Origin of the sequence: Bacillus sp. LJBV19, from assembly GCF_017797845.1 — a bacterium.
Taxonomy (GTDB): domain Bacteria; phylum Bacillota; class Bacilli; order Bacillales; family Bacillaceae; genus Bacillus; species Bacillus velezensis.
On record NZ_CP072563.1, the window covers coordinates 1,661,672 to 1,675,842 of the forward strand.

The 14,171-nt window shown below is 45.9% G+C and carries 15 protein-coding genes; all 15 read left to right on the forward strand.

Annotation, left to right across the window (positions count from 1 at the left end):
• Nucleotides 1–4: 4 nt before the first annotated feature.
• Entirely contained in the window at nucleotides 5–2,023 is a 2,019-nt protein-coding gene (gene cheA / locus J6600_RS08320) for a chemotaxis protein CheA (protein ID WP_209388241.1), read from the forward strand.
• Between the two features lie 22 nt (nucleotides 2,024–2,045).
• The gene (cheW, locus tag J6600_RS08325; protein WP_003154225.1) at nucleotides 2,046–2,519 is read left to right on the forward strand and encodes a chemotaxis protein CheW; all 474 of its coding nucleotides are present in this window, start codon (nucleotides 2,046–2,048) and stop codon (nucleotides 2,517–2,519) included.
• 15 nt (nucleotides 2,520–2,534) lie between these two features.
• Nucleotides 2,535–3,164, forward strand: coding sequence for a CheY-P phosphatase CheC (cheC, locus tag J6600_RS08330; RefSeq protein ID WP_014417781.1), 630 nt, complete (start codon nucleotides 2,535–2,537; stop codon nucleotides 3,162–3,164).
• The gene (cheD, locus tag J6600_RS08335) at nucleotides 3,161–3,661 is read left to right on the forward strand and encodes a chemoreceptor glutamine deamidase CheD (RefSeq protein WP_003154219.1); all 501 of its coding nucleotides are present in this window, start codon (nucleotides 3,161–3,163) and stop codon (nucleotides 3,659–3,661) included. The genes cheC and cheD overlap by 4 nt, the downstream gene beginning before the upstream one ends.
• Before the next feature lie 26 nt (nucleotides 3,662–3,687).
• Nucleotides 3,688–4,452 carry an RNA polymerase sigma-28 factor SigD gene (sigD, locus tag J6600_RS08340; RefSeq protein WP_003154217.1) on the forward strand — a complete coding sequence of 255 codons (765 nt, stop codon included), beginning with the start codon at nucleotides 3,688–3,690 and terminating at the stop codon, nucleotides 4,450–4,452.
• 27 nt (nucleotides 4,453–4,479) lie between these two features.
• The gene (locus J6600_RS08345; protein ID WP_151276303.1) at nucleotides 4,480–4,953 is read left to right on the forward strand and encodes a DUF6115 domain-containing protein; all 474 of its coding nucleotides are present in this window, start codon (nucleotides 4,480–4,482) and stop codon (nucleotides 4,951–4,953) included.
• 143 nt (nucleotides 4,954–5,096) lie between these two features.
• Nucleotides 5,097–5,837, forward strand: coding sequence for a 30S ribosomal protein S2 (rpsB, locus tag J6600_RS08350; protein WP_003154215.1), 741 nt, complete (start codon nucleotides 5,097–5,099; stop codon nucleotides 5,835–5,837).
• A gap of 99 nt (nucleotides 5,838–5,936) precedes the next feature.
• A complete protein-coding gene (tsf, locus tag J6600_RS08355; RefSeq protein WP_007611455.1) occupies nucleotides 5,937–6,818 on the forward strand; it encodes a translation elongation factor Ts in 882 nt (293 codons plus the stop codon).
• Between the two features lie 145 nt (nucleotides 6,819–6,963).
• Entirely contained in the window at nucleotides 6,964–7,686 is a 723-nt protein-coding gene (gene pyrH / locus J6600_RS08360; protein ID WP_003154213.1) for a UMP kinase, read from the forward strand.
• A 2-nt stretch (nucleotides 7,687–7,688) separates the two neighbouring features.
• Nucleotides 7,689–8,246 carry a ribosome recycling factor gene (gene frr, locus J6600_RS08365; protein WP_003154212.1) on the forward strand — a complete coding sequence of 186 codons (558 nt, stop codon included), beginning with the start codon at nucleotides 7,689–7,691 and terminating at the stop codon, nucleotides 8,244–8,246.
• 125 nt (nucleotides 8,247–8,371) lie between these two features.
• Nucleotides 8,372–9,154, forward strand: a complete 783-nt coding sequence (locus J6600_RS08370) for an undecaprenyl pyrophosphate synthase (protein ID WP_014417783.1) — start codon at nucleotides 8,372–8,374, stop codon at nucleotides 9,152–9,154.
• A gap of 3 nt (nucleotides 9,155–9,157) precedes the next feature.
• Nucleotides 9,158–9,955 (forward strand): phosphatidate cytidylyltransferase, encoded by a 798-nt coding sequence (locus J6600_RS08375; RefSeq protein ID WP_007409796.1) that lies wholly within the window; start codon nucleotides 9,158–9,160, stop codon nucleotides 9,953–9,955.
• 55 nt (nucleotides 9,956–10,010) lie between these two features.
• Complete coding sequence (gene dxr / locus J6600_RS08380; protein ID WP_003154208.1) at nucleotides 10,011–11,162, forward strand: 1-deoxy-D-xylulose-5-phosphate reductoisomerase; 1,152 nt, start codon at nucleotides 10,011–10,013, stop codon at nucleotides 11,160–11,162.
• Between the two features lie 6 nt (nucleotides 11,163–11,168).
• Nucleotides 11,169–12,437, forward strand: coding sequence for an RIP metalloprotease RseP (gene rseP, locus J6600_RS08385; protein ID WP_014721183.1), 1,269 nt, complete (start codon nucleotides 11,169–11,171; stop codon nucleotides 12,435–12,437).
• Between the two features lie 31 nt (nucleotides 12,438–12,468).
• The gene (proS, locus tag J6600_RS08390) at nucleotides 12,469–14,163 is read left to right on the forward strand and encodes a proline--tRNA ligase (RefSeq protein ID WP_017417785.1); all 1,695 of its coding nucleotides are present in this window, start codon (nucleotides 12,469–12,471) and stop codon (nucleotides 14,161–14,163) included.
• Nucleotides 14,164–14,171 lie beyond the last annotated feature (8 nt).

Sequence of the window (14,171 nt, forward strand, 5' to 3'; positions counted from 1 at the left end):
TCAATTGGATATGAATCAATATTTAGATGTCTTTATTGATGAAAGTAAAGAGCACTTACAGACATGTAACGAAAAGCTGCTGCTGTTGGAAAAAGATCCGGCAGACCTTCAGCTTGTGCATGACATCTTCAGAGCTGCCCATACGCTGAAAGGCATGAGCGCAACGATGGGATATACAGATCTGGCGCATTTAACCCACCTGATGGAAAATGTGCTGGACGCCATCCGCAACGGAGAAATGCCCGTTACATCAGATTGGCTGGATGTGCTGTTTGAAGCGCTTGATCATCTTGAAGAGATGGTGCAGTCCATTATTGACGGAGGAGACGGCAAACGTGATATTTCTGAAGTGAGTGCGAAGCTCGACGTAAATGCGGTGCATGAGACTGCGGCTTCAGCCGAAACAGCAGAACCGCCGGCTTCAAAACAACAGGCTTCAACTGAATGGAATTATGATGAGTTCGAACGGACTGTTATTGAAGAGGCGGAAGAGCAAGGATTCAGCCGCTATGAAATAACGGTTTCCCTGAATGAAAGCTGCATGCTGAAAGCCGTGCGGGTGTACATGATTTTTGAAAAGCTGAATGAAGCCGGAGAAGTCGCAAAAACGATACCTGCCGCGGAAGTGCTTGAGACGGAAGATTTCGGAACGGATTTTCAGGTGTGTTTCTTGACAAAGCAGCCTGCTGAAGAAATTAAAGAACTCATCAGCGGCATTTCAGAAGTGGAGAATGTCGAAATTTCTGCCGGTGAGCCGTTAAAAACGGCCGAAAAACCGCAAGCGGCTGAACCGGTGAAGGAAGCTCCGGTTAAAAAGGCTGAGAAACAGCCAAAGCCGCAAGCGAAAACGGAAGAACAGCCGAAGCATCACAGCGGCTCGAAAACGATTCGCGTCAACATTGAAAGACTGGATTCTTCAATGAACCTTTTTGAAGAACTTGTCATTGACCGCGGACGTCTTGAGCAGATCGCCAAGGAGCTTGACCACAATGAGCTGACTGAAACCGTTGAACGCCTGACCAGAATCTCGGGCGACCTTCAGTCTATTATTCTTAATATGCGGATGGTGCCGGTAGAAACCGTCTTTAACCGTTTCCCGAGAATGATCCGCCAGCTTCAAAAGGAATTAAACAAGAAAATCGAATTGTCCATCATCGGAGCTGAAACGGAGCTGGACCGTACGGTGATTGATGAAATCGGCGATCCGCTTGTCCATTTAATCAGAAACAGCATCGATCACGGCATTGAATCGCCTGAAGTGCGGGTGAATAAAGGAAAATCGGAATCAGGTCATGTGGTGCTTAAGGCATATCACAGCGGCAATCACGTCTTTATTGAGGTTGAAGATGACGGGGCCGGCTTGAACAGAAAGAAAATTCTTGAAAAAGCGCTCGAACGGAGTGTAATCACCGAACGTGATGCTGAAACGCTTGAAGATAATGAGATTTACGAGCTTATTTTTGCTCCGGGCTTCTCGACTGCCGATCAAATTTCTGACATTTCAGGGAGGGGCGTCGGTCTGGATGTTGTGAAAAATAAACTCGAATCACTCGGCGGCTCTGTCAGTGTCAAATCCGCGGAAGGCCAAGGTTCTCTTTTCAGTATCCAGCTTCCGCTGACACTTTCAATTATATCTGTTCTTCTCATTAAACTGGAAGAAGAGACGTTTGCGATACCGATTTCTTCTATTATAGAGACGGCTGTTATTGATAAGAAAGATATCCTGCAGACGCATGACAGAGAAGTGATTGATTTCAGAGGCCAAATCGTTCCGATCGTCTATCTGAAAAAAGAATTCGGCATTACGGATTCAAAACAGGATGCCGATCAGTTCCATGTAATCGTCGTGAAAAAGGGCGATAAATCCACTGCTTTTGTCGTGGACTCTTTTATCGGACAGCAGGAAGTCGTACTGAAATCACTCGGCGACTATTTGACGAACGTCTTTGCGATTTCCGGCGCTACGATTCTCGGAAACGGAGAAGTGGCGCTGATTATTGATTGTAATGCGCTGATCTACTAAAACGACACGAGGAGGTGCCCGAATGACTGCTGAAATCAAAACAGGTGAAAAAATGATTGTGTTTATGATAAACGGGAAAGAATACGCTATCTCAGTTTCCCAGGTGAAATCAATTGAAAAGTGGCAAAAACCGACGAGGGTCCCGGGTGTGGAATCTTATATCCGCGGGGTTATCAATCTGCGCGGAGTGATTACCCCGGTTCTTGATTTAAGAAAACGTCTGAACCAGCCTGAACAGGACATCACAGAAGAGACTCGGATTATCATCATTTCTTACCGTGACGCTGATGTCGGATGGGTCGTGGATGAGGCCAATGACGTCATCACCGTGCATGAAAATGAAATCGAATCCGCGCCTGAAAGCCAGACAAAGGAAACGGATGTGTGGATTAAACAGATCGTTAAGCAAGATAACAGGCTCCTCAATATTATCGATGCGCATGCGGTGCTGGATAAAGGTGCTTCGGCATCTGCGTCCGGAGAGCCTAATGCTTAAAGGGGAAAAGACAACATGAGTAAGTTTGAAGCGATCAAAGAAGAGCAGATGGATATTTTGCGGGAAGTCGGAAATATCGGGGCGGGTCACTCGGCTTCTGCAATGGCTCAGCTGCTGAACAGAAAGATAGACATGGAAGTGCCGTTTGCGACTTTATTGACATTTGATGAGCTCGCTGATTTTTTCGGAGGGGCTGAAACGCCGGTCGCCAGTATCTTTTTAAGAATGGAAGGCGACATGACCGGCTCTATCTTTCTCATCATGCCTTTTGATCAGGCGGAACAGTTTATCAGAGAGCTGATCGGAAATCCGGATTTTGATATTGACCAGCTGGGCGAAGATCATTTGAGTTCTTCTGCTTTACATGAGTTCGGCAATATTTTAGCTGGTTCCTATTTAACGGCATTGGCTGATTTGACAAAGCTTGAGATTTACCCGAGCGTGCCGGAAATCTCACTTGATATGTTCGGCGCAGTTATCAGTGAAGGGCTGATGGAGCTCAGTCAAGTCGGAGAGCATGCCATTGTCGTGGATACTTCTATTTTTGACCAGGGCAGCCGGCAGGAGCTCAAAGCCCACATGTTTATGCTCCCGGACTATGATTCTTTTGAAAAGCTCTTCGTCTCATTGGGTGCGGCTTTATGAGCCGTGCGGAAGCCGCAGTCGTTAAAGTGGGGATTGCGGATGTTCAAGTCGCGCGTTACCCGGATAAAATCCGGACCTCGGGACTCGGTTCATGCGTGGGGCTGGTTTTATACGATAAAGACAAACAAACGGCAGGACTCGTTCATGTCATGCTGCCGGACTCCGGTTTATCAAAAACGGCGGAGCTCAACCGTGCAAAATACGCGGACACCGCCGTTAAGATGACGATTGATATGCTTTTGAAAGCCGGCTGCCGCAAGTTTGCCCTGAAGGCAAAACTCGCCGGGGGAGCGGAGATGTTTAAGTTTAAAATGACAAATGACCTGATGAAAATCGGTCCGAGGAATGTAGCGGCCATCAAAGAGCAGCTTTCATTGTATAACATTCCGGTCATCAGTGAAGATACGGGCGGCTCAAGCGGCCGGACGATTGAATTTGAGCCAAAGTCCTGCATGCTGCACATTCGAACTGTTAAACAAGGTGAAACAACGATTTAATAAAGGTATGAGGTAGGGGGATAACAATGCAATCCTTGAATTATGAAGATCAGGTGCTTTGGTCGCGCTGGAAAGAGTGGAAAGATCCTAAAGCCGGTGATGATTTAATGCGCCGTTACATGCCGCTGGTCACATATCATGTCGGCAGAATTTCCGTCGGACTGCCGAAATCGGTGCATAAAGACGATCTAATGAGCCTTGGTATGCTTGGTTTATATGATGCCCTAGAAAAATTTGACCCCGGCCGGGATTTAAAATTTGATACCTATGCCTCGTTTAGAATTCGCGGTGCAATCATCGATGGGCTGCGTAAAGAAGATTGGCTGCCCAGAACTTCACGGGAGAAGACAAAAAAAGTCGAAGCGGCGATCGAAAAACTTGAACAGCGCTACCTTCGGAATGTGACGCCTTCAGAGATCGCAGAAGAGCTGGGGATGACGGAGCAGGACGTAGTATCAACGATGAATGAAGGATTTTTTGCCAATCTCTTATCCATTGATGAAAAGCTTCACGACCAGGATGACGGTGAGAATATTCAAGTGATGATCAGAGATGACAAAAATGTGCCGCCGGAAGAAAAAATCATGAAGGACGAGCTGATCGCTCAGCTTGCGGGCAAAATTCACGAGCTCTCTGAAAAAGAGCAGCTTGTCGTCAGTTTATTCTATAAAGAAGAACTGACTTTGACCGAAATCGGACAAGTCCTGAACCTTTCGACGTCGCGGATTTCACAGATTCATTCAAAGGCGCTGTTCAAATTAAAGCACCTGCTTGAAAAAGTAATTCAATAATGAACTCATGGTTAGCGAGTGAAAAACATGTCAACACTATTATGGCTTTTAAGCTTTGTGCTTCACGGCGTACTGCTTTATGCCGTCATTATTCTGTACACGAGGTTTTCAGCCCTCAAGGAGACGGAGCGCCAGCAGAAGAAGATTCTTGAAGAGACGGAAAACACCCTTGCAGCGTTTCTGCTTGAGCTGAAAGAAGAAAATGAAAGACTCGAAGACGCAAAAAGCCGGAATGATCAAGCGCCGGACGCAGAAGACGCCGAACCCCGGCCGGAACCGAAAGAAGAGCCTGATATTCCGGACCACATGGAAAAGCTCATCAGTGCAACGGAACGGGCTGAAAGTGACGAAAACAGCGGCGCGCATTCGTTTGAAGAACGTGTTTCAGAATTATATGAACAAGGGCTCACCCCCGCGGAAATTGCCAAACGGATGCAGAGCGGAAAGACAGAAATCGAGCTGTTTTTAAAATTTCGCGGCAAAGCTGTAAAGGATTCTTGATTGTCGCATAAAGCTGTGTTATATTATTTCTTGGTGTTAAATACACACGCTTAACGATTTATGCAGAGGGTGCTGCAAACGGCAGTTCTGCACAAAAATGACCTAAGCGGAGGAAAAAAACCATTTTATTAGGAGGAAATCACATGTCAGTTATTTCTATGAAACAATTGCTTGAAGCTGGTGTTCACTTCGGCCACCAAACACGCCGCTGGAACCCAAAAATGAAGCGTTACATTTTCACGGAGCGTAACGGAATCTACATCATTGACCTTCAAAAAACAGTGAAAAAAGTAGAGGAAGCTTACAACTTCACGAAAAACCTTGCTGCTGAAGGCGGAAAAATCCTTTTCGTCGGCACAAAAAAACAAGCTCAGGATTCTGTTAAAGAAGAAGCTGTACGCTCTGGCATGTACTATGTCAACCAACGCTGGTTGGGCGGTACACTGACAAACTTCGAAACAATCCAAAAACGCATTAAGCGTCTGAAAGACATCGAGAAAATGCAAGAAAACGGTACATTTGAAGTACTTCCGAAAAAAGAAGTTGTTCAATTGAAAAAAGAATTAGAGCGTCTTGAAAAATTCCTCGGCGGAATTAAAGACATGAAGGATCTTCCTGATGCATTATTCATCATCGATCCTCGCAAAGAGCGCATCGCTGTTGCGGAAGCTCGCAAATTGAACATTCCTATCATCGGAATCGTAGATACAAACTGTGATCCTGATGAAATTGATGTCGTAATCCCTGCAAACGATGACGCAATCCGCGCTGTTAAACTTCTTACTTCTAAAATGGCAGATGCTATTCTTGAAGCGAAGCAAGGCGAAGAAGAAGCGGAAGCTGCTGAAGAGACTGCACCTGAAACAGAAACGACAACTGCGTAACCTAATCAAAAGGTGATAGAAGGGACTGCCTTTTATCACCTTTTTTCAAGAAAAATGTATCTATACATATCTTGTTTACACATATAAGGAGGAATTCAAATGGCTATTACTGCACAGCAGGTAAAAGAACTGCGTCAAAAAACAGGCGCTGGTATGATGGACTGTAAAAAAGCATTGACTGAAACTGACGGAGATATGGACAAAGCAATCGACCTTCTGAGAGAAAAAGGAATTGCGAAAGCGGCTAAAAAAGCTGACCGTATCGCTGCTGAAGGTTCTACTCTTATTAAAACTGACGGCAACAAAGGCGTTATCTTAGAAGTAAACTCTGAAACTGATTTCGTTGCGAAAAACGAAGGCTTCAAAGAGCTTCTGAACACGCTTGCTGACCACCTTCTTGCAAACGCTCCTGCTGATCTTGAAGAAGCAATGGGTCAAAAGATGGAAAACGGTTCTACTGTTGAAGAATACATCACAAGCAACGTTGCTAAAATCGGAGAGAAAATCACTCTTCGCCGTTTTGCTGTTATTTCAAAAGAAGACAGCGAAGCGTTCGGTGCTTACCTTCACATGGGAGGCCGCATCGGCGTATTATCCGTTCTTAGCGGAACAACTGACGAAGATCTTGCAAAAGACATCGCGATGCATGTTGCAGCGGTAAATCCTCGTTACATTTCCCGCGACCAAGTGTCTGAAGAAGAAGCAAACCATGAGCGTCAGATCCTGACTCAGCAAGCTCTTCAAGAAGGCAAACCGGAAAACATCGTAGCTAAAATGGTTGAAGGCCGTCTGAACAAATTCTTCGAAGAAATTTGCTTATTAGACCAAGCTTTCGTTAAAAACCCAGACGAAAAAGTGAAACAAGTTGTGGCTGCGAAAAACGCATCTGTTAAAACTTACGTCCGCTACGAAGTTGGAGAAGGTATTGAAAAACGCCAAGAAAACTTTGCTGAAGAAGTTATGAACCAAGTGAAAAAATAATGGCGGAAAGCCTTGGCGAATCTTTCGCGGCTTTTCAGGCAGTATAGGGGACACTACTTGTGTTCCCTATTTTTAAAACTATATTTACAAACCTTTTTTTCTCTTGCATAATAGGAAACGGCAATGTTTACACTTGGAGGTTATTATGGAAAAACCAAAATACAATCGTATCGTTTTAAAGCTTAGCGGAGAAGCATTGGCAGGAGAGCAGGGAAACGGCATTAATCCGACTGTCATCCAATCCATCGCTAAACAGGTAAAAGAAATCGCTGAGCTTGACGTCGAAGTGGCCGTAGTCGTAGGCGGCGGCAACTTATGGCGCGGAAAAACAGGCAGTGACTTAGGAATGGACCGTGCGACGGCCGATTATATGGGCATGCTTGCTACTGTCATGAACTCACTTGCCCTGCAGGACAGCCTGGAAACGCTCGGAATTCAGTCCAGAGTGCAGACATCAATTGAAATGCGTCAGGTCGCTGAGCCTTACATCAGAAGAAAAGCCATCCGCCACCTGGAGAAAAAACGCGTTGTTATTTTTGCCGCGGGAACAGGAAATCCTTATTTCTCTACGGACACAACCGCAGCGCTGCGTGCCGCTGAAATCGAAGCGGACGTGATTTTAATGGCGAAAAATAATGTCGACGGTGTGTATAATGCTGATCCGAGAAAAGATGAGTCAGCCGTTAAATACGAAAAATTATCTTATCTCGATGTGTTAAAAGACGGGCTGGAAGTCATGGATTCTACGGCTTCTTCATTATGTATGGATAATGATATTCCGCTGATCGTCTTTTCTATTATGGAAGAAGGAAATATTAAGCGTGCCGTAATCGGCGAATCAATCGGAACGATCGTAAGGGGGAAATAACGTTGTCAAACGAAGTATTAACACAAACAAAAGAACGCATGGAAAAAGCGGTTGCCGCTTATTCACGCGAATTGGCGTCAGTCCGCGCAGGACGTGCCAACCCATCTCTATTGGATAAAGTGACAGTAGAATACTACGGTGCCCAAACACCTTTAAACCAGCTGTCTTCCATCAATGTGCCTGAAGCGCGTATGCTTGTTGTCACACCGTATGACAAAACGGCAATCGGCGATATTGAAAAAGCGATCCTGAAAGCTGATCTTGGCGTAACGCCGACAAGTGACGGCACAATTATCCGCATCGCGATCCCGGCTCTGACGGAAGAAAGACGTAAAGAACTTGTCAAAGTCGTGAAAAAATACGCGGAAGAGGCGAAAGTAGCAGTCCGTAATGTCCGCCGTGACAGCAACGATGACCTCAAAAAACTTGAGAAAAACGGAGACATTACAGAAGACGAGCTTCGTGCTTCCAGTGAAGACGTTCAAAAGCTGACAGATGAATATGTGTCAAAAATTGACAGCGTCACAAAGGACAAAGAAAAAGAAATCATGGAAGTTTAATGAAAAACTATGTACAATAGATAATGTGAAAAGACCCTCTCATGTTTACAGGGGGTTTTTTTGTTAATACTGTTGATTACATTGATCATCAGCAACGCAACCTTTTTGGGTGACGGAGGAATCTCATGCTCAACATACTCAAAAATTGGAAGAATCAGCAGAATGCGGCTTCCAACTTAGAACGGTATACAAAAGAAGACATACTGAAGGGTGAAATTCCCGCACACATTGCTATTATTATGGACGGAAACGGACGCTGGGCGAAGAAGCGCTCACTCCCTCGGATTGCCGGACATCATGAAGGAATGAAAGTGGTAAAAAGGGTGACAAAGCTCGCAAGTCAGCTCGGCGTTAAAGTTCTGACTCTTTATGCGTTTTCAACGGAGAACTGGAAGCGCCCGAAGATGGAAGTCGACTTTTTGATGAAGCTTCCGGAAGAGTTCCTGAATACGTATCTTCCTGAATTGATAGAGGAAAATGTACAGGTGAAAATTATCGGAGATGAATCCGCGCTCCCTTCTCATACGTACAGGGCGATTGAGAAAGCCGTAAAAGATACAGAACAAAATGACGGGATGATTCTCAATTTCGCTTTGAACTACGGCGGACGCACGGAAATCGTCAATGCGGCAAAAGCACTGGCCGAACAGGTGAAAAGCGGCACGCTGAATATCGAAGACATTGATGAAGCGCTCTTTTCCGGGCATTTAATGACGGAATCAATCCAGGACCCGGAGCTGCTCATCAGAACGAGCGGAGAAATCAGATTGAGCAACTTTATGCTTTGGCAGGTGGCTTACAGTGAATTTGTTTTTACAGATGTCCTGTGGCCCGATTTTAAAGAAGATCACTTTCTGCAGGCAGTGGGAGAATTTCAGCAGCGGGGCCGGAGGTTTGGCGGAATTTAGAGGATGGTGGAAATGAAACAAAGATTGTTAACAGGTGTTCTGGCAGCGGCACTATTTTTATTTTTGGTTATTTTCGGAGGATTGCCGTTCACCGTATTTGTTTACGTGATGGGAAGTATAGCGCTTTTTGAGCTTTTGCGGATGAAAAAGCTCAGATTTTTTTCTTTTCCGGGTCTGATCAGCCTCTTGTTGTTATGGCTGTATATGATGCCGGACAAGTATCATTTTTTCGATGCGAAAATGGAAGTAACGATTTTCGCCGTATTGATTCTGCTCAGCTATACGGTGCTCGTGAAAAACACCTTTACGTTTGACGAAGTCGGGTTTATCGTTCTCGCGACGGTATATATCGGACTGTGTTTTCATTATTTTATTGAAATCAGAAACATTGAAACAAACGGGCTTTTGTATATCTTTTATGCCTGCGTTGTCATATGGTCAACGGACTCAGGCGCATATTTCGTCGGAAAGTCGCTCGGGAAGCGGAAGCTGTGGCCCGAAATCAGTCCTAACAAAACAGTGGAAGGGTTTCTCGGCGGTATTGTCATCGCCCTTATTTTTACGGCTGTTTTTCAGCTGTTTGCGCACCTTCCGATTTCATACCCGGTTCTTTTGGTCATCACGCTTGTTTTGTCTGTGTTCGGACAGATCGGGGATTTGGTTGAATCAGCGCTTAAGCGGCACTATGATGTGAAGGATTCGGGAAAAATCCTTCCCGGGCACGGCGGCATTTTAGATCGATTTGACAGCTTTTTGTTTGTCATGCCGTTCTTATACTTTCTGCTTGCGCTTTTTTCATGAGAAAGGCTAATATGAAAATAAGACCGATCTGGACGCATAGAATGGGAGTGGCATTTTGAAGAATATTTGTCTTTTAGGAGCAACAGGATCAATAGGGGAGCAGACGTTAGACGTATTGCGCATGCATCAAGATCAGTTCCGTCTCGTCTCGATGACTTTCGGTAAAAACGCCGAGAAAGCGATCCCGTTGATCAGAACGTTTCAGCCGAAATATGTAGCAGTCGGCGACATGGATACATATCAAAAAGTGAAAGAAGCGTCTTTTTCTCATGAATGTCAAATCGGCATCGGAGAAGAAGGCCTGATTGAAGCGGCAGTCATGGACGAAGTGGATATCGTGGTCAATGCGCTGCTTGGAAGCGTCGGTTTAATCCCGACTTTGAAAGCGATTGAACAGAAAAAAACAATTGCGCTTGCAAATAAGGAAACTCTTGTCACTGCCGGGCATATAGTGAAAGGACACGCAAAACGATACGGTGTTCCTCTTCTTCCGGTCGACAGCGAACATTCCGCTATTTTTCAGGCGCTGCAAGGCGAACAGAGCAAAAATATCGAGCGCCTGATCATTACGGCATCCGGCGGCAGTTTCAGAGATAAAACGCGGCAGGAGCTTGAGTCTGTAACGATTGCCGACGCCCTTAACCACCCGAACTGGTCGATGGGCGCAAAAATTACGATTGACTCGGCTACAATGATGAATAAAGGACTTGAAGTTATTGAGGCGCATTGGCTGTTTGACATTCCGTATGAACAGATTGACGTTGTATTACATAAGGAGAGCATCATTCATTCGATGGTTGAATTTCACGACAGAAGCGTCATCGCCCAGCTCGGAAATCCGGACATGAGGGTGCCGATTCAATATGCGCTGACATATCCGGACCGGCTGCCTCTGCCTGAAACAAAAAGGCTTGAATTATGGGAGATCGGAAGCCTTCATTTTGCGAAAGCTGACTTTGAAAGGTTCCGCTGCTTACAATTTGCCTTTGAATCAGGTAAAATAGGGGGAACAATGCCGACGGTTTTAAATGCGGCCAACGAAGAAGCCGTTGCCGCTTTTCTTGCCGGACGGATTTCATTCTTATCGATTGAGGACCTGATTGAAAAAGCATTGGACCGCCACAGCGTAATTCAGGATCCGAGTCTTGCGGATATCCAAGAAGTGGACAAAGACACCCGGGGATACGTTAATTCAATACTCACATAAGGTGGTATGTTCGTGAATACAGTTATCGCGTTTATTATTATTTTCGGAACGCTCGTTTTTTTCCATGAGCTGGGGCATTTATTGCTCGCCCAAAGAGCGGGAATCCTTTGCCGTGAATTTGCGATCGGCTTCGGCCCTAAAATCTTTTCATTTAAAAAGAATGAAACCGTGTATACGATCAGACTCCTTCCGGTCGGCGGGTTCGTCCGCATGGCCGGTGAAGACCCGGAGATGATCGAAGTTAAACCCGGTTATACCGTCGGACTTCTTTTTAATAAAGATGACGAAGTGGAAAAAGTCATCATTAATCAAAAGGAAAAATATCCCGACGCTTTAATTATCGAGGTGGAGACGGCTGATCTTGAGCACGAAATGAAGATTACCGGGTACGAGCAGGGGAAAGAAGATGAACTGGCAGGCTTTACTGTCAGTCAGACCTCTTTTTTTATCGTAGACGGAGAAGAAGTGCAGATTGCGCCTTACAATCGACAATTCGGGTCTAAACCCGTATGGAAGCGGATTAAGGCGATTGCTGCCGGTCCGATAATGAACTTCATCTTAGCGTATGTCATTCTCGTCATGCTTGGATTCATTCAAGGCGTGCCTTCGAATCAGCCTGAGCTCGGGAAGCTGACAGACAATGGACGCGCAGCGGCTGCCGGTTTAAAAGAAGGCGACTATATCCAGAGCATTAACGGTGAAAAAATGAGGTCATGGACCGACATCGTGACAGCGGTAAAAGAAAATCCCGGGAAAAAAATCGATGTCGCCGTCAAACGGGACGGCAAATCGTTTCATATCTCGGTTACACCTGAAGCTGTAAAAGATGAAAATAAAAAAACAATCGGCCGCTTCGGCTCTTATGCGCCGACTGAAAAAGGCGCGCTTGCAGCGATCGCCTACGGCGCGACATCTACCGTTGATGTCACAAAAGCGATTCTGACCAATCTGGGCAAAATTGTGACAGGCCAGTTTAAGCTTGATATGCTTTCGGGTCCTGTCGGCATTTATGATATGACCGATCAAGTTGCAAAAACCGGCATCATCAACTTATTGCGGTTTGCGGCGTTTTTAAGCATCAACCTGGGAATCGTCAACCTGCTGCCGATACCGGCGCTTGACGGCGGGCGGCTGCTGTTTTTATTCATTGAAGCAATCCGCGGCAAGCCGATAAACCGTGACAAGGAAGCATTTGTCGTATTTATCGGCGTAGCTTTCTTAATGCTTCTTATGCTGGTTGTCACATGGAACGATATCCAGCGTTTATTCTTATAATTGACTAGTAAAAAATCAGAGGTGCGAAGACATGAGACAAAGTTTGACGCTTATTCCGACCCTGAGAGAAGTGCCGGCTGATGCTGAAGCAAAAAGCCATAAGCTTCTGCTGAGAGCGGGATTTATCAGACAAAATACGAGCGGGGTTTACAGCTACATGCCCCTGGCTTACAGGGTCATTCAAAACATTCAGAAGATCGTGCGTGAAGAAATGGAAAAAATCAACGCGGTGGAAATGCTGATGCCGGCCCTTCAGCAGGCTGAAACATGGCAGGAATCAGGCAGATGGTATACGTACGGGCCTGAATTAATGCGTCTGAAAGACCGCCACGGCCGCGAATTTGCTTTAGGCGCGACACATGAAGAAGTCATTACTTCTCTCGTGCGCGATGAGGTGAAATCTTATAAGCGTCTGCCGCTCACTCTTTACCAGATCCAGTCTAAATTCAGAGATGAAAAACGCCCGCGTTTCGGGTTATTGCGCGGACGCGAATTCATCATGAAAGATGCGTATTCTTTCCATGCTTCTGAAGAAAGTCTGGAGGAAACATACCAAAACATGTACGGCGCATACAGCAGCATTTTCGCACGCTGTGAATTAAACGTCCGTCCCGTTATTGCCGACTCAGGCGCGATGGGCGGAAAAGATACGCATGAATTTATGGCTCTTTCTGAAATAGGGGAAGATACCATCGCTTATTCCGATGGATCCTCTTACGCAGCCAATACAGAAATGGCGGAAGTTGTCATGAACAGCGAGCCGTCAGATGAAACACCCGAGGCATTGGAGAAAATTGATACGCCGAATGTCAAAAGCATTGAAGAGCTCGCTTCGTTCTTGCAGATCGAGCCGAGCGCCTGCATCAAATCAATGCTGTTTAAAGCTGATGACCGATTTGTTCTCGTGTTAGTGAGAGGCGATCATGAGGTCAATGACGTGAAAGTGAAAAACCTTCTGAACGCGGAAGTGGTTGAGCTTGCGTCTCATGAAGAAGTAGCGGAGAAACTTGGCACGGAGCCGGGATTTGCGGGGCCGATCGGCGCTGCCGGCGACATTGAGATTTATGCCGACCAAGCCGTGAAAGTAATGGTAAACGCTGTTAGCGGCGCGAATGAAAGAGACCGTCATTACCGAAACGTAAACATCGAACGTGACGCGTCTGTAAAAGCGTATGCCGATCTTCGAATCATTCAGGAAGGCGATCCGTCACCTGACGGAAAAGGCACGATCCGTTTCGCTGAAGGGATTGAGGTCGGACAAGTCTTTAAACTCGGCACGCGTTACTCTGAAGCGATGAATGCGACATACCTTGATGAAAACGGGCGTGCGCAGCCGATGCTGATGGGATGTTACGGAATCGGCGTGTCCAGAACGCTTTCAGCCATCGCTGAACAGCATCACGACGAAAAAGGCTTGATCTGGCCGAAAAGCGTTGCTCCGTATGATCTTCATATTTTGGCGCTGAATATGAAAAACGAAGCGCAAAAAGAGCTTGCTGAACAGCTTTACGGCAAATTCCAGGCGGAAGGTTATGAGGTATTATACGATGACCGCGCTGAACGCGCAGGCGTGAAGTTTGCTGATTCTGATCTGATCGGCCTTCCGATCCGCATTACTGTCGGAAAACGTGCCGACGAAGGCATCGTAGAAGTGAAAATCCGCAAAACCGGTGAATCTGCCGAAGTTTCAGTGGATGAGCTTTCTGAATTTATCAAGACGAAGTAATCACCATA

What these genes read in the sequence shown, in the direction of transcription:
- cheW (WP_003154225.1), top strand. Translation starts at nt 2,046, where the DNA reads ATGACTGCTGAAATCAAAACAGGTGAAAAAATGATTGTGTTTATGATA.
- cheC (WP_014417781.1), top strand. Translation starts at nt 2,535, where the DNA reads ATGAGTAAGTTTGAAGCGATCAAAGAAGAGCAGATGGATATTTTGCGG.
- cheD (WP_003154219.1), top strand. Translation starts at nt 3,161, where the DNA reads ATGAGCCGTGCGGAAGCCGCAGTCGTTAAAGTGGGGATTGCGGATGTT.
- sigD (WP_003154217.1), top strand. Translation starts at nt 3,688, where the DNA reads ATGCAATCCTTGAATTATGAAGATCAGGTGCTTTGGTCGCGCTGGAAA.
- J6600_RS08345 (WP_151276303.1), top strand. Translation starts at nt 4,480, where the DNA reads ATGTCAACACTATTATGGCTTTTAAGCTTTGTGCTTCACGGCGTACTG.
- rpsB (WP_003154215.1), top strand. Translation starts at nt 5,097, where the DNA reads ATGTCAGTTATTTCTATGAAACAATTGCTTGAAGCTGGTGTTCACTTC.
- tsf (WP_007611455.1), top strand. Translation starts at nt 5,937, where the DNA reads ATGGCTATTACTGCACAGCAGGTAAAAGAACTGCGTCAAAAAACAGGC.
- pyrH (WP_003154213.1), top strand. Translation starts at nt 6,964, where the DNA reads ATGGAAAAACCAAAATACAATCGTATCGTTTTAAAGCTTAGCGGAGAA.
- J6600_RS08370 (WP_014417783.1), top strand. Translation starts at nt 8,372, where the DNA reads ATGCTCAACATACTCAAAAATTGGAAGAATCAGCAGAATGCGGCTTCC.
- J6600_RS08375 (WP_007409796.1), top strand. Translation starts at nt 9,158, where the DNA reads ATGGTGGAAATGAAACAAAGATTGTTAACAGGTGTTCTGGCAGCGGCA.
- rseP (WP_014721183.1), top strand. Translation starts at nt 11,169, where the DNA reads ATGTTCGTGAATACAGTTATCGCGTTTATTATTATTTTCGGAACGCTC.
- proS (WP_017417785.1), top strand. Translation starts at nt 12,469, where the DNA reads ATGAGACAAAGTTTGACGCTTATTCCGACCCTGAGAGAAGTGCCGGCT.